The sequence below is a fragment of the Sphingomonas oleivorans genome (assembly GCF_003050615.1).
Taxonomy (GTDB): Bacteria; Pseudomonadota; Alphaproteobacteria; order Sphingomonadales; family Sphingomonadaceae; genus Sphingomonas_H; species Sphingomonas_H oleivorans.
Map to the genome: position 1 here is coordinate 1 of NZ_NWBU01000016.1, position 20,711 is coordinate 20,711.

The 20,711-nt window shown below is 66.5% G+C and carries 25 protein-coding genes and 1 pseudogene; 13 read left to right on the top strand and 13 right to left on the bottom strand.

Features of this window, described 5'->3' with window-relative positions; translation table 11 throughout:
- Both CLG96_RS18845 and CLG96_RS15650 read left to right on the top strand, forming a co-directional pair.
- Positions 1-202, top strand: a pseudogene (locus tag CLG96_RS18845) (calcium-binding protein); the annotation flags it as partial.
- Between the two features lie 74 nt (positions 203-276).
- Positions 277-1,134, top strand: coding sequence for a lytic transglycosylase domain-containing protein (locus CLG96_RS15650; protein ID WP_243395821.1), 858 nt, complete (start codon positions 277-279; stop codon positions 1,132-1,134).
- A gap of 242 nt (positions 1,135-1,376) precedes the next feature.
- Here the strand turns inward: CLG96_RS15650 and CLG96_RS15655 are convergent, their stop codons facing one another.
- The 13 genes from CLG96_RS15655 to flgB form a co-directional block, all read right to left on the bottom strand.
- Positions 1,377-2,330, bottom strand: coding sequence for a flagellar motor protein MotB (locus tag CLG96_RS15655; protein WP_107969286.1), 954 nt, complete (start codon positions 2,328-2,330; stop codon positions 1,377-1,379).
- Between the two features lie 3 nt (positions 2,331-2,333).
- The gene (motA, locus tag CLG96_RS15660; RefSeq protein ID WP_107969287.1) at positions 2,334-3,197 is read right to left on the bottom strand and encodes a flagellar motor stator protein MotA; all 864 of its coding nucleotides are present in this window, start codon (positions 3,195-3,197) and stop codon (positions 2,334-2,336) included.
- 110 nt (positions 3,198-3,307) lie between these two features.
- Entirely contained in the window at positions 3,308-4,165 is an 858-nt protein-coding gene (locus CLG96_RS15665) for a flagellin (RefSeq protein ID WP_107969289.1), read from the bottom strand.
- A gap of 29 nt (positions 4,166-4,194) precedes the next feature.
- On the bottom strand, positions 4,195-5,544 hold the full coding sequence (flgK, locus tag CLG96_RS15670) for a flagellar hook-associated protein FlgK (protein ID WP_107969291.1): 1,350 nt from the start codon (positions 5,542-5,544) through the stop codon (positions 4,195-4,197).
- Positions 5,541-5,867, bottom strand: coding sequence for a rod-binding protein (locus tag CLG96_RS15675; RefSeq protein ID WP_107969293.1), 327 nt, complete (start codon positions 5,865-5,867; stop codon positions 5,541-5,543). The genes flgK and CLG96_RS15675 overlap by 4 nt, the downstream gene beginning before the upstream one ends.
- Entirely contained in the window at positions 5,864-6,961 is a 1,098-nt protein-coding gene (locus CLG96_RS15680; protein ID WP_423828208.1) for a flagellar basal body P-ring protein FlgI, read from the bottom strand. The genes CLG96_RS15675 and CLG96_RS15680 overlap by 4 nt, the downstream gene beginning before the upstream one ends.
- A gap of 3 nt (positions 6,962-6,964) precedes the next feature.
- Entirely contained in the window at positions 6,965-7,627 is a 663-nt protein-coding gene (locus tag CLG96_RS15685; protein ID WP_107969296.1) for a flagellar basal body L-ring protein FlgH, read from the bottom strand.
- Complete coding sequence (gene flgG / locus CLG96_RS15690) at positions 7,608-8,396, bottom strand: flagellar basal-body rod protein FlgG (protein WP_107969298.1); 789 nt, start codon at positions 8,394-8,396, stop codon at positions 7,608-7,610. The genes CLG96_RS15685 and flgG overlap by 20 nt, the downstream gene beginning before the upstream one ends.
- A 19-nt stretch (positions 8,397-8,415) precedes the next feature.
- The gene (locus CLG96_RS15695; protein WP_107969300.1) at positions 8,416-9,156 is read right to left on the bottom strand and encodes a flagellar basal body rod protein FlgF; all 741 of its coding nucleotides are present in this window, start codon (positions 9,154-9,156) and stop codon (positions 8,416-8,418) included.
- Between the two features lie 26 nt (positions 9,157-9,182).
- Positions 9,183-10,475, bottom strand: coding sequence for a flagellar hook protein FlgE (locus tag CLG96_RS15700; protein WP_107969301.1), 1,293 nt, complete (start codon positions 10,473-10,475; stop codon positions 9,183-9,185).
- A 37-nt stretch (positions 10,476-10,512) separates the two neighbouring features.
- On the bottom strand, positions 10,513-11,175 hold the full coding sequence (locus CLG96_RS15705) for a flagellar hook assembly protein FlgD (protein WP_107969303.1): 663 nt from the start codon (positions 11,173-11,175) through the stop codon (positions 10,513-10,515).
- The gene (gene flgC / locus CLG96_RS15710) at positions 11,172-11,576 is read right to left on the bottom strand and encodes a flagellar basal body rod protein FlgC (protein WP_107969305.1); all 405 of its coding nucleotides are present in this window, start codon (positions 11,574-11,576) and stop codon (positions 11,172-11,174) included. The genes CLG96_RS15705 and flgC overlap by 4 nt, the downstream gene beginning before the upstream one ends.
- Positions 11,577-11,578: 2 nt before the next feature.
- Positions 11,579-11,929, bottom strand: coding sequence for a flagellar basal body rod protein FlgB (gene flgB, locus CLG96_RS15715; protein WP_107969307.1), 351 nt, complete (start codon positions 11,927-11,929; stop codon positions 11,579-11,581).
- A gap of 219 nt (positions 11,930-12,148) precedes the next feature.
- Here flgB and CLG96_RS15720 point away from each other — a divergent pair, with 219 nt between their 5' ends.
- From CLG96_RS15720 to CLG96_RS15770, 11 genes are all read left to right on the top strand, one after another.
- Positions 12,149-12,826: a motility protein A gene (locus CLG96_RS15720; protein WP_107969546.1), complete on the top strand. Its 678-nt coding sequence runs from the start codon at positions 12,149-12,151 to the stop codon at positions 12,824-12,826.
- Entirely contained in the window at positions 12,823-13,287 is a 465-nt protein-coding gene (locus CLG96_RS15725; RefSeq protein WP_107969309.1) for an OmpA family protein, read from the top strand. Before CLG96_RS15720 ends, CLG96_RS15725 begins: the two co-directional genes overlap by 4 nt.
- Positions 13,288-13,349: 62 nt before the next feature.
- Positions 13,350-13,856 carry a flagella basal body P-ring formation protein FlgA gene (locus CLG96_RS15730; protein WP_107969311.1) on the top strand — a complete coding sequence of 169 codons (507 nt, stop codon included), beginning with the start codon at positions 13,350-13,352 and terminating at the stop codon, positions 13,854-13,856.
- A gap of 82 nt (positions 13,857-13,938) precedes the next feature.
- Entirely contained in the window at positions 13,939-14,223 is a 285-nt protein-coding gene (flgM, locus tag CLG96_RS15735) for a flagellar biosynthesis anti-sigma factor FlgM (RefSeq protein WP_165799678.1), read from the top strand.
- 1 nt (position 14,224) lies between these two features.
- Positions 14,225-14,548 (top strand): hypothetical protein, encoded by a 324-nt coding sequence (locus CLG96_RS15740; protein ID WP_107969315.1) that lies wholly within the window; start codon positions 14,225-14,227, stop codon positions 14,546-14,548.
- Between the two features lie 293 nt (positions 14,549-14,841).
- Positions 14,842-16,947 carry a flagellar biosynthesis protein FlhA gene (gene flhA, locus CLG96_RS15745; protein ID WP_107969317.1) on the top strand — a complete coding sequence of 702 codons (2,106 nt, stop codon included), beginning with the start codon at positions 14,842-14,844 and terminating at the stop codon, positions 16,945-16,947.
- A 30-nt stretch (positions 16,948-16,977) separates the two neighbouring features.
- Positions 16,978-17,712 carry a FliA/WhiG family RNA polymerase sigma factor gene (locus tag CLG96_RS15750; RefSeq protein ID WP_423828209.1) on the top strand — a complete coding sequence of 245 codons (735 nt, stop codon included), beginning with the start codon at positions 16,978-16,980 and terminating at the stop codon, positions 17,710-17,712.
- A 232-nt stretch (positions 17,713-17,944) separates the two neighbouring features.
- The gene (locus CLG96_RS15755) at positions 17,945-18,187 is read left to right on the top strand and encodes a type II toxin-antitoxin system Phd/YefM family antitoxin (RefSeq protein ID WP_107969319.1); all 243 of its coding nucleotides are present in this window, start codon (positions 17,945-17,947) and stop codon (positions 18,185-18,187) included.
- On the top strand, positions 18,187-18,612 hold the full coding sequence (locus CLG96_RS15760; protein WP_107969321.1) for a type II toxin-antitoxin system VapC family toxin: 426 nt from the start codon (positions 18,187-18,189) through the stop codon (positions 18,610-18,612). Before CLG96_RS15755 ends, CLG96_RS15760 begins: the two co-directional genes overlap by 1 nt.
- A 100-nt stretch (positions 18,613-18,712) precedes the next feature.
- The gene (locus CLG96_RS15765) at positions 18,713-19,495 is read left to right on the top strand and encodes a protein NO VEIN domain-containing protein (RefSeq protein ID WP_107969323.1); all 783 of its coding nucleotides are present in this window, start codon (positions 18,713-18,715) and stop codon (positions 19,493-19,495) included.
- Between the two features lie 268 nt (positions 19,496-19,763).
- Positions 19,764-20,711 carry a trypsin-like peptidase domain-containing protein gene (locus CLG96_RS15770; protein ID WP_107969325.1) on the top strand — a complete coding sequence of 316 codons (948 nt, stop codon included), beginning with the start codon at positions 19,764-19,766 and terminating at the stop codon, positions 20,709-20,711.

Sequence of the window (20,711 nt, forward strand, 5' to 3'; positions counted from 1 at the left end):
CGCCAACAGCACGGCGTCCGGCAACCAGGCGTTCAGCTTCATCGGCTCGTCGGCCTTCAGCGCTGCCGGGCAGGTCCGCTTTGATACCACCACGCCGGGCGTGACCGGCATCTTCGCCGACATCAATGGCGACAAGATCGCCGACCTGCATATCCAGATCGACACCTCCGTCACGCTCAACGCAGCCAGCTTCGTCCTGTGACAAAACGGGAGGCTTAGCCTCCCGTTAACCTTCCCACGGCATGGATGCGATATTCGAGCATCCGGAAAACCGCCTTGTCGCTGCCTCGCCTGTCCTCCGCCAGCCTCCAGAACCGGGACGAGAACGTCCGGACGGCAATCGGCCGGGCGGCCGCGCGGACAGGCGTGGACTTCACCTATCTACTCAACCAGGCAAAAAGCGAGAGCGGGCTCGATCCGCGGGCGCGGGCGAGCGGATCCTCCGCCACGGGCCTCTATCAGTTCATCGACCAAAGCTGGCTCGGCGTGGTCAAGCAGCATGGGGCCAAGCATGGCCTGGGCTGGGCGGCGGACGCGATCGAGCAGCGCGGCGGGCGCTGGACAGTCGATCCCGCCTATCGCGAGGCGGTATTCGCGTTGCGCGAGCAGGCAGGGCCGGCGGCGCTGATGGCAGGCGAATTCGCCAGCGACAATGCCGAGGGCCTGTCGCGCGCGCTGGGGCGGCAGCCATCCTCCACCGACCTTTATTTCGCGCATTTTCTGGGGCTGGAAGGCGCCACCCGCTTCCTGAAGGCGGCGGATGCCTCGCCCGACAGCCCGGCGGCGGCGGCCTTTCCCAAGGAAGCGCGCGCCAACCGGACAATCTTCTACACGCGCACGGGCGACGCGCGCAGCCTGGCCCAGGTCTATGCGCTGATGGCCCGCAAGATCGGAGACGATGGCGCGCCCGCCGCCGAGCCGGGGACGCTGAGCCCCACGCCGCCCGAAATGCCGGCAGGTGAGCCGCGCCTTGCCCATATCGAAGAGGCGCTGGGCGGCCCGACCGAAGGCGAGGCGGATATCGGCGGGATGCTGGCGGCAATGCGGGAAATGGGCCGGATCGACCTGCTCCGGCCCGATCCGCAGCATGCGAAGCTCGCTTATCTGATGCTGGCTTCCGCGCCGCTGGCGTGATTCCGTCGCCCCTGCGCAGGCAGAACCTTTCCCTAAGATCCCCGCCACCTTGACTTGTTTCAGGGTCCACCTCTCAAACCCGCGCGACGGTGCGGATGATGGGTGGATGCCGAAACAAGTTCGGCATGACGATATGGGTTATGCGAAGGTCCGGCAAAGACCGGAGCGACGGCATTTAGGGTGCCTCTCACCTGACTGCGCTCAGCCTGATCGCGGTGATGCAATCCAGGCAGGGTGTTGCTCTAGGCGCCCGGTTTGCCGTCCCTCTCCCCTTCCGCATCGGCCACCGCCTGCGGCGCGAGCGGCTGGTCGGCGGGTCCGGCCGTCGACCAGGTAAGCGTCACCGACATGCGGCGGTTGCGCGGATCATAGCGATCGCCCGGCACATAGGGCTCGCGATCGGCCACTCCCTCGATCCGGGCGAAGCGATAGGCGAGCACGCCATTGTCGCCCAGCGCCCGGCGCGTCGCCTCCGCGCGTGCGGTGGAGAGCATCCAATTGTTGCTCGTGCGGTCGGCGGCATAGGGCAGCGCATCGGTATGGCCGCGCACGATCACGCCATTGGGAATGCCATCGATCACGCGGGCGACCTCGCCCATCAGCCGGCGCGCCTCGGGCAGCAGCCGATCGGTGCCGAGCGCGAACATCGAGAAATCCGCCTCGTCGACCAGATCGATGCGCAGGCCCTCGCGCGTTTCGGTGAAGCGCACGACCTTCATCAGCTTGCGCAGCCCCGGATCCTTGGCCATGCGCTGTTCGAGCAGCTTCTTCATCGCCACGAAGCGCTTGCGATCGCGGGTGCGGACGTCGGCCGCGCCTTCCTTTTCGCCGCCGGTCGCATCCTTGGGGATGGTGATGCTCTTGGTGCCCGTCTGCGAGGCGCGCTTGGCGTAATTTTCCTTGGAGATGATCGAATCGCCGCCGAAGGCGCCGCTCGCGCCCGCGCTTTTCTGCCGCATCTCGACGAGCGTCGGCGTGAAATAATCGGCGATGCCCTTGCGCTGCTTCTCATTGGTCGCGCCCAGGATCCAGAGCAGCAGGAAAAAGGCCATCATCGCCGTCACGAAATCGGCATAGGCGACCTTCCACGCGCCGCCATGATGGCCGCCATGACCGGCAATGATCTTCTTGACGATGATGACCGGCTGGATTTCGGGTTCGTTCTTGCCCCTTTTGGGCGCAGGCGGCTTGGCCATGGCTCAGCGCCTCCGCATGCCATCGAACACGTCGGCGAAGGCCGGCTGGTTCGCATGGCTTATCCCTGAGCGGGCAGCCTCGATCACGAGCGGCAGCGGATGGCCGTGGAGCGAGGCGATGATGATCTGCTTGACCACCTCGTAAATCGCCGCATCGCTTTCGATCACCTGGCGGCAGCGGCTGGAGAAGGGCGCTACGATGCCATAAGCGAGCAGCACGCCGAGGAAGGTGCCGACCAGCGCCGAGCCGATCATCCCGCCCAATATCGCGGGCGGCTGATCGATCGAGGCCATCGTCTTCACCACGCCAAGCACGGCCGCGACGATGCCGAGCGCGGGCAGCGCATCGGCGAGATTCTGGAGCATGTCCGCCGGGCGGATATCGTCATGATGATGCGTCTTGAGCGCATTATCCATCACCTCCTCGACCGCACGGGGATCAAGCGTGCCCGACGAGATGACGACCAGGCGCAGCGTGTCCGTGATGAGATGGACGAGCGCCTGATCCTTCAGAAGCTTGGGATATTCGGCGAAGATGGTGCTCGACTTCGGATCCTCGATATGCGGCTCGACCGCGACGGGGCCGTCGGTACGCAGCATCTTCATCAGCTTCGAGACGAGGAAGATCGTATCGAGATAATCCTTCTTGCCATATTTGGGGCCCTTGAAGACCTTGGCCATGCCGCTGCCGAGCGCCTTCAACTCCTTCATCGAATTGCCCGCGATCAACGCGCCGACCGCGGCACCGCCGATGATCAGCATCTCATGCGGAATGGCATGGAGAACGGGACCCAGACTGCCGCCGGTGAAGGCGAACCCGCCGAACACCATCGCGATAAGCACGACCAGACCGATCGCAGCGAACATCCGCCTACCCCCTATTTGCGAGCCTACCCGGGAAGGCGGATCCGGATGCCGGCCCTTCCCATATGGATTAACGGCCGGGAGGCGGGGAATTTTAGAAGCGGTGCCGCAATTTATCCGAGCAGATCGAACAGCGTGCTCTTGTTGATGCGGGCGAAGCTGGCCTGGGCGGCCTCGAGCGACAGCATCTTCGCATTGATGCGGGCAATCGTCGCGGGAATGTCGGTGGCCTCGAGACCGTTGCGTTCATCCTCGAGCCGGAGGTCCGCCGTTTCGAGCCGCTCGCGCATCAGATCGATCCGCGCGGCGCGCACGCCCTGCTCGCCGCGCACCGCGGCGACATGGGAGACGGCCTGGCCGATCGCGTCGAGCGCCTGGCCGCTCGCCGTCTCGCGCGCGGCATCGTCGGCCAGCTCCAGCGCATCAGCGGCGGCGGAAAGAATGCCTGCCAGATCGAGCGACCCGGCAGGCGTGGCAAGCGTCCCGAATATCTCGTCGCGCGAGGCGGTGGCGGCGATCCGCACCTCGGGCCCGACCGGGATCTGGAGCGGATCGCTGTCCGGAAAGAGCGGCTGGCCGCGCGAGTCGGTCTCGACCCTATAGGTCTGGATGTCGGTGACGAGCCCGCGCAGCTCCATCGCGATGGCCCGGCGGCCCTCGGCATTGGTCGTGGCCGAGCGGGCCGCGACCATCAGCTCGCTCGCCCGATCGAAGGCGGTGGCAACACCGGCGAGCGCGGTATCGATCTGCGCGGCCTGGGCGGCGGCGCTTTCCGCATTGGCGGCCCAGGCCTTCTGATCGGCCTGGGTGGCGGCGATTGCGGCGATGCGCGCGGCGGCGGGGGCATCGTCCGAGGGCGCGAGGATGCGCTTGCCGGTCGAAACCTCCATCTGCCCGCGCGCTATATCCGCAGAAAGCTGCGCCTGGCGGGCGATTTCGGCGGAAAGCCGATGACGATTGCCGATGATCATCTTGCCGTCCCTTCCCTGGCCCCGCGCGATCAGAAGAGCTGCAGGATCGACTGGAGCGTCTCGCGCGCGACCTGGATGACCTTGGCCGAGCCATTATAGGCCTGCTGGAAACGGAGCAGATCCGCCGCCTCGCGATCCAGATCGATGCCGCTCGCCTCGTCGCGCGCGGCGAAGGCGCTGTCGCTACGCGCCGAGGCGGCGGTGCTTTCCGATTTGGCGGAGGCGAGCGACTGCGCCTGGCCCGTCACCATCGCCGCCCAGCGCGCCTCGACGCCGCCCTCCCCACGCAGCGAGGAAAGCGTCAGCAGATTGCCATTGGCGGGGCCGTCATCGAGCCCGGCCGCGATCGCATCGGGATCGGCCGTGGCGGGCATGAGCGAAATCGCGCCTTCCGCGCCGATCGTAAGCAGATTGCCGCCCGGATTGCCATTTTTGTCCACGCCCTGCGCCTGCCAGCCATTGAGCGCGGAGGCGAACTGGCCCGCGATCGAATCGAGCGTGGCGCGGCGATCGGCGACTGTCGCCGCGACGTCGATCAATCCTGCGAGCGAGCCGTCCATCGGGAAGACCGGCGTGGTGCCGCCCTGCCCGTCCGCCATGGCGACCGAGAGCAGCCCGTCGGACGAGCGGACGAGGCTGAGTTCCGCCGGGCGGGCGCCATCGAGCAGCACCGCGCCGCTGCCGGCGAGCGTGACGCGTGCCGTGCCGCTCGTACCGAGCGTCACTTCCAGGCCCATGCGGTTGGAAAGCTTGTCGAGCAGCCGATCCCGCTCATCGGAAAGCTGCGCGCGGGGGGAGGAGCCGTCGGCCGTGCGCAGCAGCGCGAGATTGACCTTGGCGAGCGAGGCGAGATCGCCGTTGATCGCATCGATCGTGGTCTGCGCCTCAGCGGCGATGCCATCGCTGGCGGTGGACAGGCGTTCGGCTGTGGTACGGATCGCGCCGGCGGCCCCGTCGATCGCCAGCAGCATCGCGCGCCGCGGCATCTGCCCATTGGGATCGGAAGCGAGCGCATCCGCCGCATTGAAGACCGCGCCGATCTGCGCACCGACGCCCGAGGCGCCATCGTCCAGCGCGCTTTCGGTGATCGTCAGCCAACGCACGCGCGCATCGGCGCGGCCGGCATCGGCGGCGGAGGTGCGCGCATCGGCGGCCTTGAAATCGTTCCAGACGCGCTCGACGCCGACCATGTCGACCCCGCCGAAGCTGGTCGAGGGGCGATAAAGCGGCGTCGTCGAAACCGCCGTCTGCTCGCGCAGCGTGGCAAGGCGGCGGGCATAGCCCGGCGTCTCGGCATTGGCGACATTCTCGCCGACCGTGGACAGCGCCTTGCGATAGGCCGTCACGCCCGACCGGCCGATTCCGAGAAGATCGGTCATTTGCCTTCCTTCCTCTCCACCGTCGCGCGAACGGCCGCCGTTCCGGACGCGCCAAACTGGCCGATCAGCATCTCGGCTATTCCGAGCACGCCCTTTTCGGCCATGGACTCGGCGGTGCGCGCATCCGACATGTCACGAAACTGATCGGTGGCGCTGCTGCCGAGAATATCGTCGCCAAGCCCGGCCGAGCGCATCGAGCCGATCATCTGGCGCAGAAACACCGCCTCGAACTGCTTGGCGACATCGCGCAGCTTCTGCTTTTCGGCATCGGCCGGCGAGGCGGAAGGCGCGGCGGCGGCAGAGGAGACGGCACCGATCGTCATAGCACCACCAGCTCCGCCTTCATCGCGCCCGCCTGCTTGAGCGCCTCGAGAATGGCGACGAGATCCGCGGGCGAGGCGCCGATGGCGTTCACCGCCTTGACGATCTCGGCCAGGCTGGCGCCGGGCTGGAAGGCGAACATCTGGCGCGTCTCCTCCTCCACGTCGATCGTGCTGGACGGCTCGACGGCGGTCTGCCCGCGCGAGAAGGGCGCGGGCTGGACGACCATGGGCTTTTCATCGACGCGCACGGTGAGCTTGCCATGGGTGATGGCGGCGGGCGCGATGCGGACCGCGCCGTTAATCACGATCGTGCCGGTGCGCGCATTGACGATCACGCGCGCGGCCGCATCGGCGGGATCGACGGCGAGATTTTCGATCTGGCCCATCAGCGCGGTGCGCACTTCAGCGCCCTGTGGTGCGGCAATGGCGACCGAGACGGCATCGATCGCACGCGCCCGGCCGGGGCCGACCGAACGGTTGATCGCATCCGCCACGCGGCGCACGGTGGTAAGGTCCGCCTCGGCAAGGTTGAAGAGCAGCTCGGGCGCGGTGGCGAAGCCGGCATCGACCGCGCGCTCCACCGTGGCGCCGCCCGGGATGCGGCCGGCGGACGGCACGTTCACCGAAACCTTCGATCCATCCGCCGCCTCGATGCCGAGGCCGCCGACGGCGAGATTGCCCTGCGCCATGGCATAGATCTGATTGTCCGCGCCGCGCAGCGGCGTCATCAGCAGCGTGCCGCCGCGCAGCGACTTGGCCTTGCCCAGCGCCGAGACGGTGACATCGAGCGGCTGGCCGGGCTTGACGAAGGCGGGCAGGTTCGCCGTCACCATCACCGCGGCGGCATTCTTGAGCGCGGGGTTGATGCCCGCCGGCAGATTGAAGCCGAAGCGCGAGGCGACGCCCTTCATTCCCTGCGTCGCATAATCGAGGCTGTCGTCGCCCGTGCCGGCGAGACCGACGACGATACCATAGCCGGTGAGCTGGTTGGTGCGCAGCCCCTGAAAGGTGCCGAGATCCTTGATGCGCGTGGCCTCAACCGGTGCCGCGAGCAGCAGAAGGGCGATGACGGCCAGGATGCGGCGCATGAGCATATCCTAGAAAGGACTCAAAATGGCAAAGAAACGGTTAAGCCACCCCTGCCGGCTGGCGCGTGCAATCTCCCCCGTGCCGGAATAGCTGATCCGCGCATCGGCCACGCGGGTGGAAAGTACGCGGTTATCGAAGCCGATATCGGCCGGGCGGACGAGGCCCGAGATGCGGACATGCTCGTCGCCGCGGTTGAGCGTGACCAGCTTTTCCCCACGCACCAGCATCGTGCCGTTGGGAAAGACCTTCGTGACCGTGACGCTGATCTCGCCATTCAACTGGTTCGACTGGGCGGCCTCGCCCGCGCCGGTGAAGCCGCTGCTGCCGCTCATCGCCGCCTCCGCCGGCGCAAAGAGCGAGAGCGGGCCGGCGCTGGGCGGCGTGAGACCGATATTGCCGCTGCGATCGGTGGCGGCACTGTTGCTCTTGAGCGCCTGGGTGCGTTCGACGAGCAGGATGGTGAGGACGTCGCCGACCATCGCCGCACGCGTGCCGGAGGTGAGCTCCGCATAGCCGTTCGACGCCTGGAAGATCGCGCCATTGGCGGGCACCGCCGGCTGATATTCCTCCGGATAGGTGGGGGCGTAGCTCGGCCGCTCCTTCTTCGCCATTGCCGGACCGGCAATGGTGAGAAGTGCTACCAAGACCAGGCTAGAGCTGCTGGTTCGCATATTGCAGCATCTCGTCGGTGGACTTGATCATCTTGGAGTTGATCTCATAGGCGCGCTGCGTCTCGATCATGTCGACCAGTTCCTCGACGACATTGACGTTGGAGCCTTCGAGCGAACCCTGGCGGATCGTGCCGCGCCCATCGAGGCCGGCCGCGCCCACCTGCGGCGCGCCGGAGGCGGCCGTTTCGACGAGGAGATTGTTGCCGATCGCCTGGAGGCCGGCCGAATTGATGAAGCGCGCCGTCTCGATCCGGCCGAGCTCGGTCGTCTCGGTCTGGCCGGCGAGGCGGGCAGAGACGGTCCCGTCGGTGCCGATGGTGACGGATTCGGCGCCCTCCGGGATCTGGATCGCGGGGATCAGCGGCATGCCGTCGCCGGTGACGATCTGTCCTTCGGCGGACAGGCTGAAATTGCCGTCGCGGCTATAGCCGATGCGACCGTCGGGCATCTCGATCTGGAAATAGCCCGCGCCCTCGATCGCCATGTCGAGCGCATTGCCGGTTGTGGCGAGCGAACCCTGCGTGTCGATCCGCGCCGTGCCGTTCACCTGCACGCCGGAGCCGAGCGAAAGGCCCGTGGCGAAGCGATTGTCCCCGGCGGACGGCGCGCCGGGCGCGACCATCGCCTGATAGGCGAGCGTTTCGAACTGCGCGCGATCCCGCTTGAAGCCGGTGGTGTTCACGTTCGCGAGATTGTTCGCGATCACGCGCATCCGGGCGGACTGGGCATCGAGCCCGGTGCGCGCGACATGCAATGCGGCGTTGGTCATCGGATCACTCCCCTTATATTCAGTCGAGGCGCATCAGATCGGCGGAGGACCGATCGAGATCCTGCGCGGTCGAGAGCATCTTCACCTGCGTTTCCCAGGCCCGGCTGGCATCGATCATCTCGATCAGCATCTGGCTGGCGTTGACGTTCGATCCCTCCAGGCTTTCGGAGGTGAGCCGGGCATCGGGATCGGCGGGCAGCGTGCCGCCAGCGGCGGCGCGGAACAGCCCGTCCAGCCCCTTGGCGATGCGCGATCCGGCGGGCGTCACCAGCTTCAGCCGGTCGGCCGCCTGCGGGGCATTGGCATCCCCGCCCTGCGGCACGATCCAGATGGTGCCGTCGCGATCGACCGATACGCGATCGACGGGCGGCAGGGTAATCGGGCCGGTATCGCTGAGCACCGGCGTGCCGTCCCCCGTGGTGAGCAGGCCGCTGTCCGATATCTGGAGGTCGCCGCGCCGCGTATAGGCCTCGTCGCCATTGTCCGCCTGCACCGCAAGCATCGCATCGCCGTCGAGCGCCACGTCGAGTGCCCGGCCGGTCTGCGCGACCGTACCTTCCTTCATATCGGCATTGACCACTTCTTCGGCGGTGGTCGCGCGCGATTGCAGCCCCTGCCCCTGGATCCAGAGCGGCCGGACCGCCGCCATTTCCGCCCGGAAGCCGGACGTGTTGACGTTCGCCAGATTGTTCGCGGTCGTCGCCTGGCGCGCCATCGCGCCGCGCATCGCCGCAAGCGAGGAGTAGATGAGGCGGTCCATATTTCAGGCTTCCATTCGCGCGGGGATCAGGTGCGCAGATTGACGATCGTCTGGTTCATATTGTTGGCGGTCTCGATCGCCTTGGCATTGGCCGAGAAGTTGCGCTGGGCGGAGATGAGCGCGACCAGCTCCTCGGTGATGTCGACATTGGCGCGTTCGAGCGAGCCCGACTGGATCGCGCCGAAGCCGTCCGAATTGGCCTCGCCGACGATCGCCTCGCCTGATTCCCCGCTGACCGACCAGCGCGCGTCGCCAAGCTGGCGCAAGCCGCCGGGATTGGCGAAATTAGCGAGGAGCAGCTTGCCGAGCGGCTGGGTCGAGCCGTTCGAGAAGGTGGCGATCACAAGGCCATCCGAACCGACGCTGACATTGTCGAGCTTGCCCGCCGAGAAACCGTCCTGGCTGAGCGAGGTGCGGGTGAAGGGCGCGTTCGCCTGGCGCGTGGTCGCGCCGAACTTGATATCGAGTTCGAGCGGCGTGTCGACATTGCCGAACGATACCTCGCCATCGGGCACGATCATCACGCCATTGCTGTCGAACCGAAGCTCGAGCGGGCCGGACGTGCCGTCGAGACGATTGGAGTCCACCTCCTGATTGCCGACGAAGAGGCGCGCATCCCAGCTGCTTTCGCCGGTGACGGCATCGGGAAGCGAGGTGCGCGTGAAATAGATGGTCGCGGGAAGCGCATTGCCCTGCGCATCGTACACGGTGGTGGCGGTCGACTGATTATAGGTATCGGGATCGAGCCGATCGAAGACGTAAGGATTGTCCACGTCGAACTTGGGATTCGAGGCGGGCAGCCCGGCGCTCGACGGGAGCGTGACCGAAAGATCGAGCTTGGTGGTGGATTTGGGCTGTCCGGTGGTGAGCGGAAGCTGCAGCGGACGCGAGCTGTCGATCCCGGTCGCGGTGACCTTGCCCACCTCATCCACGGGCAGGACCTGCAGATAGCCGCCCGTCGAATTGACGACATAGCGATCGGCATTGACGTTGAAGGAGCCATTGCGCGTGAAGGCCGTCTGCCCGCCGGTGACGCCGCCGCGCGTGACGAAGAAGCCCTGGCCGGAGATCATGAGATCGAGCGTGCGGTCGGTCGATTCCGCCGCCCCCTGGGTGAACTGCTGGTCGATGCCCTTGAGCCGCGTGCCCTGCCCCGCAATCGAGCCCGACGCCTGGAGCGGCGCGGAGGAGATCAGATCGCCAAATTCGGTGCGGCTCTTCTTGAAGCCGACCGTGCCGACATTGGCGACATTGTTGGAGATCACCGAAAGATCGGTCTGGGCGCCCTTGAGGCCGGACAGCGAGGTGTAAAAGGACATATCGGTCTCCGTGGCTTGGAGGAATTCAAAGACGGGATCAGGAAAGGCGAAGCGCCTCGGCGGGATTGATGAGGCCGAGGCCAGTGACGAGCTTGGTCGATCCGCTGGCGGGCGACTGGACACCGGCGATGCCGGCCCAGGTGGAGGTTCCGACCTCCATCGTGCCCCCTTCGGCGGCCGAGGCGGTGACGATCAGCCGGAGGGGCTTGCCCACCGGCTGGCCATCCGTGCCCTTGCCGTCCCAGTGGAAGGCGAGCGGGCCGGCGGCCTGCGCGCCGAACGACTGGGTATGATGGACCGAGCCATTTTCGTCGACGAGGCTGAGCGTGACGGCGCTCGCATCCTTGGGCAACGCGATCTCGCCGGCATAGCTGCCGTTCGACAGCGGTGCTGCGACATCGGATTCGATGAGCGCGGCGCGGCCGATCCAGCTTGCCGCATCGCCGATGCGCGACGCGGCGAGATCGTCCGCCATCGTCTTCAGAGAGGCATTGATCTCCGAAATTCCGGCGACGGAGGAGAATTGCGCCATCTGGGCGACCATCTGGCTATTGTCGACCGGTTCGAACGGATCCTGCGTCTTGAGCTGGGTGGTCATTAGCTTGAGGAAGGCGTTCTGGTCGAGCGTGTTGCTGTTCGACGGCTTCGCGCCGGCATTGAGGCCGTCGATCACGCTGCCGCCGCTGGAGATGGTCGTCATTTGCCGAGCCTCAACGTATCGAGGGTAAGGGATTTGGCGGTCTGCATGACCTGCACATTATTCTGATACTGGCGCGCCGTTTCGAGCATCTCGACCATCTCGGCCGCGCTATCGACGCCCGCTTCCCACACATCGCCATTGGCATCAGCGAGCGGATGATCGGGCGAATGGCGGCGGGTGGGCTCGGTCTGCGAGGCGACGACCTGCGTCACCTTCACCGTGGCGACGCCGGGCGCGTCGGTGACGGAGCTGAAGACGGGCTTGAGCGCGCGGAAGGCGCCGTCCTTCGATCCCGCGACAGAGCCGGCATTGGCGAGGTTCGACGCGGTGGTGTTGAGCCGCACGAGCTGCGCGGACATGGCGCGGCCTGCAATATCGTAGACGGAAAGCGGATTGGCCATGTCTATTCGCCCTTCAGCGCCTGCATCACGGTCGAGATGCGGCCTTCGAGAAAAGAGAGGGTGGCGCGATATTTGATGGCGTTTTCGGCGAACTGGCTCTGCTCGGTGGCGAGCTCCACCGTATTGCCGTCGAGCGAGGTTTCGAGCGGCACGCGATAGCCCAGGGCGCCGTCGGCCGCGGCATCGACCGACCCGCCGGCGGTGGCGGCATCCAGCGCCTTCCGGAAATCGAAATCGCGCGCCTTGTAATTGGGCGTGGCGGCATTGGCGATGTTGGAGGCGAGCAAGGCCATGCGCTGCGAGCGGAGCGCCAACGCGGCGCCATGCACGCCGAAGAGCGGATCATCTGCCATTCGCATCTCCTTCGCTAAAGCTTCCGTTTCCGGTGCCGTAATCCCCTTCGGGCAGGCATCGCACCTGCCCGACCGAGCAAACGGTGCAAGGGTCGTGCCAAACGATCTCCGCACCGATGCCGAGCAGCGGCGCAGCCGTCGTTGCGGGCAAGGCGGCAAATATTTGCCGGTGCCGGCAATTTCCTGCCGGCCACCGACGGGACGGCAAAGGAGCGGCAGATGGCATTGGATTTATTGGGGCCGATCATGCGCCTGTTCGATCCGCTGGCGCTGCTGCTGGTGATCGGAGGCGCTGCCGTAACGGCGGCGATGCGCTCCACGGGCGAGGATATCGCCCGCGCGCTGGCTGCACTCCGCCCCCTCCTCTCCGCCAGGCCCGACCGGGATGCCCGCGCCGCCACGCTCGCCACGAACCGCGCCGAGGAACTGGCGCGGGCACGCAGCATCGCCTGCGTCGACCGGGTGGAGACGGACGATCCCTTTCTGAGCGAGGCCATCCGCCGCCTGTCCGACGCATCGTCGGCGAGAGCACTTTCCCGCTGGGCGGAGGAGGAGCTGGCGGCACGCCGGCGGCGGCATGAGGGCGCGATCGCGATGTGGCGCGCCACTGCCGACGCCGCGCCTGCCATGGGCATGATCGGCACGGTGCTGGGCCTGATCGACATGTTCGCGAACATGGAGGATGCGGCCCGGATCGGCCCGTCCATGGCGATGGCGCTGGTCGCGACGCTTTACGGCATCATCGTTGCCAATCTGATCGCCGGGCCGATCGCCGACCGGCTGCAACGCCTGTCCGACACGGAACTGGGCTGGCAGAGCCGCGCGATCGAGCGTTTTTCCGCTCTCGCCCATGCCGAGTTCGATCGGCTGCCGTCCAGCCTGCGCATCGCCGCATGAGCGCCGCCCGATCCCCCCGCTGGGCGCTGAGCTTCGCCGATATCTGCCTGCTGCTGCTCGGCTTTTTCGTGCTGATCCAGGCGCAGGCGGTGGATCGCGGCAGGCTGGCCCAGGGGATGCGCCAGGCCTTCGGCAAGTCCGCGCCCGGGCCGACGAGCGAAGCGGCAATGAAGCTGTTCGAGCCGGGCGAGGCGGTTCTGAGGCCCGCGGCGCGCGCGCGGCTGGAAGCGCTGGGGCGGGAGGCAGCCCGCGCTCAGGGCGGCATCCGCATCGAAAGCCGGGGCATGGACCAGGCGTCGCGGCGTTTCGACGGCTGGGAACTGGCGGCTGCGCGGGTCGCGGCGGTGGCGCGCGCCATCAAGGCCGGTGGTCTCGCCGAAGCACAGATTGAGGTAGCGATCCCCTTAATGTCCGGCGCGGAAAGCCACTCGGGCCAGCGCCTGCTGATCACACGGAAATAGCCCGAAGCCGCGAATGGCATGAAACTTGAAGAAAAAGCGCCCGAATAGATCGGAGCGCAGTGATGAAGAGGCTTTTCACCATCGTCGCGGGGCTGGCCGCCTTGCCCGCGCCAGCCATGGCGGCGCCGTTCCAGGATCTGGACGCGCTCGAACGGCGGCTGCTGATCGCGCTGGGGGCAGATATCGGCATGCCGGGCGGACCGATCGCGCCGATCGATCGACGGATGAAGCTCGCCCCCTGCCCTTCCCCCGTGACGATCGACCCGCCGTTGCTGGGCGCGGTGGCGCTGCGTTGCCCGACGGCGGGATGGCGGATCCGCGTGCCGCTGATGCGCGCCGCCACGGCCGCCGCGCCGGCTGCGGAGTCGAGGCCGGTGGCGCTGGTGCGGCGGGGCGATCCGGTCGAGCTTTTCGCCGGCAGCGGCAGCTTCAGCGTAAGTGCTCAGGCGATCGCTCAGGAAGATGGCGCGCGAGGCGCACGGATTCGCGTGAAAGTCGATCCCAAATCGCAGCCAATTTATGCCGAAGTCGTAGATTCCGGACTCGTGCGCGTCGCCGGATTCAAGTAGGATTTAAGGAACGCCGTAACGTGCCGTTATTCCGGACAGCTAGTTGGGACTTGGCATGTCGCGCTTGGAGAGGAACGGACAGATGATCAACGGTATCGGCCCCTCCGGCCCCGCGCGCGTCGAGCCGTTGCGCAGCGACGGGATCAAGCGTGGCGAACCGACGACGCCGGTCTCGACCGCGCGGAATGGCATGGCGAAGGCGGCCACCTCCAGCCCCGCCGCGGACCTCGCCGCATCCGGCCCGCCGATCGACAGCGACAAGATCGCTGCGATCCGCGCCGCGATCGCCAATGGCAGCTACAGGATCGATCCCCAGGCGATCGCTTCGAAGATGGTGGACCTCGACCTGCCGAGCAAGCCTGCCTGAGATGAGCGAAGCCGCGCTCGGCCAGTTGATCGACTGCCAGACGACGCTGATCGAGGCGCTCGACGGCAATGATCCGGCCGCGCTCGAAGCGGCGATCGCCGATTTCGCGCGGGCGGTGGAAAATGTGCGCGCAATATCCGCCTGGCACGAGACGCCCGAAATCGCGCAGCACCTGCTCCATGCGCTGCAACTTGCCGACGCGGCGCGCGCGCGCGTCAACTATCTCGCCGACCGCAATCGCCGGTCGATCGAGCGGCTGATCGGCCTTGCAGGCGGCGACCCTTCCGCCAGCGCCTATTCACGTGGCGGCCGGCTCACTCCCTGAAGCCCTCCCTGCGCAGGCGGGTGTCTTCGCATTAGTCCACCGTCACCCTGAACTTGTTTCAGGATCCACTCTCAAACCCGCGCGACAGTGCGGATGACGGGTGGATGCCGAAACAAGTTCGGCATGACGATGGGGGTTATGCGAATGTGCCTTGCGGGTAAGAGCCTATGTCCTTCCTCACAGCGCCATCGCCCGTGGCGAGAGACATAGGTCCCGGCCTTCGCAAGGGGCAACGATCGCGGAATTTGGCACGGGCTTTGCTTAATCATCCCTGCAACCTACGGGGATGATGGATGGCGACGCAGGCGATCAACCGGAAATTGTGGATGGGATCGGCCAAGAGCGCGATCCTGCCGCTCGCGACGCTGATGCTGGTCGGGCTGATGATCGTACCGGTGCCGTCGATCCTGCTCGACATGGGCTTCATCCTGAACATCATGATCTCGCTGGCAGTGCTGATGGTCGCGCTCAACGCCGCCAAGCCACTCGATTTCTCCTCCTTCCCCACCGTCCTCCTCTTCGCGACGCTGCTGCGCCTCGCGCTCAATGTCGCGTCGACCCGCGTCGTGCTGGTGGACGGCCATACCGGCGCCAATGCCGCGGGCCATGTGATCGAGGCGTTCGGCCATTTCCTGATCGGCGGCGACTATGCCGTGGGCCTGTTCGTGTTCGGCATATTGATGATCATCAATCTGGTGGTGATCACCAAAGGCGCAGGCCGCGTCTCCGAGGTTTCCGCCCGCTTCACGCTCGATGCGCTGCCGGGCAAGCAGATGGCGATCGACGCGGATCTCAATGCCGGGCTGCTGACACCGGACGAGGCCAAGGTGAAGCGCCAGGAAGTAGCGACCGAAGCTGATTTCTACGGATCGATGGACGGCTCCTCCAAATTCGTGAAGGGCGATGCGGTCGCGGGCGTGCTGATCCTGGCGATCAACATCCTCGGCGGGCTCGTCCTCGGCGTCGTCTCCCATGGGCTTGCGGTCGGCGAGGCGGCATCGCTCTATATCCAGCTTGCGATCGGCGACGCGCTGGTGGCGCAGGTGCCCGCGCTGCTGCTCTCGATCGCGGCCGCCGCGATCGTGACGCGCGTCTCCTCGCCGCTCGACCTTTCCAATCAGATCACCAGCCAGTTCGGCTCCGCCCGTGCCTGGACGCCGGTGGCAGCGATCCTCGGCCTGCTCGGCATAGTGCCGGGCATGCCGCACATGATCATCCTGCTGGCCGCCGCTATCGCCGGCTTCATCGCCTGGAGGCTGCGCAAGGCGGCCGCGACCCCGGCGCCGGTGGAAGCGATCGAGGCGGCGCCCGCCCCCTCCCCCAGCGCGATCGGCTGGGACGAAGTGTCCGATGGCGCAGTACTCAGCCTCGAGCTCGGCTATGGCCTGATCGGGCTGGTCGACGAGCGCAAGGGCGCGCCGCTGATGGCGCGGATCACGGGCATCCGCCGGCAATTGAGCCGCGAGCTGGGCTTCGTCATCCCGCTGGTGCGCGTGCGCGACAATCTGGCGCTCGGCCCCAACGCCTATCGCATCTCGGTGAACGGCGTGGTGATGGGCGAGGACGAGGCCTGGCCGGAGGATCTTCTGGCGCTCGACGGCGGCGATCTGCAGAGCCGGATCGAGGGCCGCCAGGTCAAGGATCCGAGCTTCGGGCTGGATGCGGTGTGGATCGCGCCGGAAAAGCGCGGCGAGGCGATCGTGGCGGGCTATACCGTCGTCGATCCCGCAACCGTGCTGGCGACGCATCTCAACCAGATCATCGCCGGGGCCGCGGCCGACCTGTTCGGCATGGACGAGGCGCAGAAGCTGCTCGATGCGCTGAAGGAAAGCGCGCCGCAGCTCGTCGCGGGGCTCACCCCCCAGCCGCTCGGCCTCGCCCAGATCGCGGCGGCGGCGCGCGCGCTCTTGGCCGAAGGCGTGCCGCTCAAGGATTTCCGCCGCATCGCCGAGGCGATGGTCGATGCCGCGCGCGAGACGAGCGATCCGATGGCGCTGGTCGAGGCCATCCGCGCGCGGATCGGCGCGCTGATCGTCCAGACGCTGGTGCCCGTGCGCATGCCGCTTGCCGTGGTGACACTCGACGCGCAGCTCGAAAGCCTGCTCGCCCAGGCGGTGCGCGTGGGGCCGACCGCCTCGCATCCGTTCGAGCCGGCGCTGGCGCAGCGCATCGTCACCGCCGTCACCGAAGCCGCCGCGCCGATGGTGAACCAGGCGATGCGTTTCGCCATCGTCACCTCTCCCATCGCCCGCCGCGCGCTGGGCCGGCTGCTGCGCCCCCATCTGCCCGACGTGCCCGTCCTTTCCTTCCTGGAGATTCCGGACGGCAAGCCGGTCGAAGTCGTCGCGATCGTCGGTGGCGAGCAGCCGGCACCCCGCGCACTGGAGATGGCCCGATGATCCCGCCCCTCTTCGCCGGGGAGGCCGCGCGTGGCGCTTTCTGATCCCTTGCTGGACGGCCCCGTCACCTATCAGCGCAGGCCCGCCAAGCCCGATCCGGCGGCGCTTGCCCGTGCGCATATGCCGCTCGTCCGCAAGATCGCCTGGCACGTCCATGGCCGCGTCTCCACCGCGCTCGACATAGAGGATCTGGTGCAGATCGGGATGGTGGCGCTGGTCGAAGCGGCAAATGGCTTCGAGGATCGCGGCTTCGCCTTCGCCACTTATGCCTCGATGCGGATCCGGGGCGCGATGATCGATCATCTGCGCCGCCACGCCACGATCTGCCGATCGGCCATGGCCCGGCGTCGCGAGATGGCGAAGGCTTCGGCAAAACTGGAAAATGAGCTGGGCCGCGCGCCGTCCGAAGCGGAAATGGCGCGGGCGATGGGCCTCGATCCCGCCGACTATCGCGAGCTGGCGGACAGCACCGCCGCCGTGCGGCATGAATCGCTGGACGATGTCTATTCGGACCAGTCGATGTGGTTCGCCGATGTCGAGGAGCGGATCGACCAGACGCTGGAGCGCGACCAGCTCAAGGCCGCGCTGGCCGGGAAGATCGCCGAGCTGCCCGAGCGCGAAGCGCTCGTCCTCCAGCTCTATTTCGTCGAGGAGATGAACCTGGACGAGATCGGCCTGACGCTGGGCGTGGGCGCTGCGCGCGTGTGCCAGATCAAGAAGGCCGCGCTCGACCGGCTGCGTGGATCGCTCGCCGACTGGGGCTGAATGGAGCACCGGACGGAGGCTGAGACGTCGATCTCTGATTCAGGGTGACACAATCGCGGCTTGTCCGGCGTCGCGCAGTTCCATTCGTCAGAATCGACCTGAGCTTTGATGGAATTGTCGCCATCGCGCATTGCGTTGATCCGCAACCCTGAAGGCAAGATCGCCGATCGACGCCACTGGAATTGGTAAGTCCGATACGCTATATGACTATCTACATGGTCAGGAGCGTGACATGAGCGCGATCAATCTGGCGGATGCCAAGGCCCATCTGAGCGAGCTCGTCGACCGGGTCGAGGCGGGGGATTCGATCGATATCACCCGGCGCGGCAAGCCGGTCGCGCGGCTCACGGCCGTGGCCAGGCCGCGCAAGCGGATCGACGCGACCCTCCTCCAGGCGCTGACGGCGACCATGCCTCTGCAGGCTGAGGGTGCCGCCGATCTGGTGCGATCGATGCGGGACGGCGATCGTTACTGATGCTCTATCTCGACACCTCGCTGATCCTCGCGGCGCTTTCCAACGAAGCGATGACCGCGCGCGTTCAGGGATGGCTGGCGGAACAGGATCCGGCGCAGCTTCTGATCAGCGACTGGACCCTCACCGAAATGTCTTCCGCCATGGCGATCAAGCTGCGGACCGGACAGATCGGCCTGGAGCAGCGCGCGGCGGCGCTTGCGATGTTCAACAAGCTAGTCGCCGAGAGCTTCACTATGCTGCCGGTGACGCCCATGCATTTCCGGGCGGCGGCGAAGTTCGTCGATCATCATACGCTCGGGCTTCGTGCCGGTGATGCATTGCACCTTGCCACTGCGTCGGAGCATGGCGCCACGGTGCATACGCTCGACCAGCGTCTCGCCGAGGCCGGTCCAGTGCTCGGCGTGCCGACGCAGCTGCTGGCATGATCAAGGGCCCTCTCCTGCCCCGCCAATCATGCCCGGGGCACCAATGACCGGTGACTGAACCGACGAGCAGAATGACGCGTTCGTCGCGAACTATTTCGCGATGCTTGCCGACGACATCGCTGGGCGACCCTATAGCAAGGCGGAGCATAACCGCCTCCTACAGGCGGTGATCGATCGGCCACGCGGCTCGATCGAATACAAGCATCAGAACATCAGCGCGGTGCTCAAGGGTCTCGGGGAGAGTTGGATCCCGGGCTACAAGCCGGCCTTCAATTTCCAGGCCTCGCTCGTCGACGCGGTGGTGCGCTGGCTTGAACGCCATCCGGATTGGCTCGCACCGGCCGCGCGGATGGCAATGGGGCCGTCGCCGTCAGCGCTTCGGGAGGAAGCAATGCTGTGGATCGGCCCGCCACCGACGCACAGCAATGCGCCGCCACCCGACGAACTCGAGCAGATGACCGCCATCGCCCGGAAGTACGATGTGGCGGCGCGCGATGCCCGCAATCGGGCTCTGGGCCGTGCCGGCGAGGAGCGTGTCCTCGCCCATGAGCGCGCCAGCCTGCTCGCCGCCGGCCGGACCGATCTCGCCGAGCGCATCCGTTGGGTGTCGCACGTTGATGGAGACGGCGCCGGCTATGACATCCTGAGCTTCGACACCGACGGCAGCGATCGGCTGATCGAGGTGAAGACGACCAATGGCTGGGAGTGCACGCCGTTTCATATCACGCGCAATGAGCTGGCCGTTGCGGAGGCGTGTTGCAAGGATTGGCGGCTGGTGCGGTTGTGGAATTTCGCGCGGGAGCCGAAGGCGTTTGAACTGCGGCCGCCGCTGGACGCGCATGTGTCGCTGATGGCAACCAGCTATCAGGCGAGCTTCCTATAGTGGGCCGAAGCCGGACTGCAGCTTTCGGATCAGATCATACGGTAAGCTGCCATTCGTCAATTGCCGCTGCTCGGACTTCAAGGCGTACCGCGGCAGGCACTTCCGCCGCTTGCATGAGGGCGGCGAACAGCCATGCTACCTTTGGCTAGGGGGTGCATTCTGCGAGGACTGCCACTGCGGATAGCGGGCGACGCGCTCTGATTCAACTTGAGCAACTAAAACCGCATCCGATCTTCTTTGAAAGCCCGGCACCTGCGATAGGAGCCGCATGATGAAGGGCCGCCCAGAGCTAAACCAGGATCCGCGCCTCCGCGCGATGATCCTTCCCATGTTCAGGTTCGATCCGAAGTCACCGGCGGACCGGCCCTTTGGACTCGGCACTGCATTTCGCATCGACCCTTGGGCCAACTGTGCGACCGCGTTCCACGTTATCGAGGACATGCTAACGCTCGAGAAGGGCGAACTCACGCTGCGAGACGACGTCCGGTTCGCCGCGCTCGAGATTGAAGGCATCGTGTACGGTGCGCCACCGTTGCCCAAAGACGCTTGGCGGCCTCTGACGGGATTCTACGCCGAGGCCGGCAAGACGGAGCCTGCACTGTTGCACGAGAAGGCTCAGATCAGAAACCTGACTGAGATCGCATGCCTGAACATTGGGCGGTCGCACCGGCGCAGCCCAATGCCGTACCTCCCGGTTGCGCTAACGTCCGAACCGCCCAAGCTCGGCGACATCGTCACCGGCTACGGCTTCGCCGGCCTAGACGTCGCAACAGACGGCAAGGGCGAGGAGCGGCCCATGACCCAGTATCTATATGAGAGCACGGGCGAGGTGCTCGAGGTCACCCCGGCGGACCCGACTTCAACGATGCCGTGGCCGCGCTTCCGGGTATCAGCCGAGTGGCCCAGCGGTATGAGCGGCGGGCCCGTGGTGAACGCGGTGGGAAACGTCATCGGGGTAATCTCTCGCGGGTGGTCGGGTGAGGCGGACTCGACCGCAACCCACTTCGCGGGCTGGGATGTTAGCCGCCGGACATTCGGCACGATCGACCCGTTCGCACCCAGACGGTTTCGCGCGTTCGCAGCCGTCGATGTTGAAGGAAACCTCCGATTCGCCGGACAGGATCTCGAGGAGGCGAAGGCCTTCGCGTCGAAGGAGGGGCTAACCGTTGGCGTTGTTTCATTCAGCCCCGATACCGGCGAATGGCTGTCACTTTGA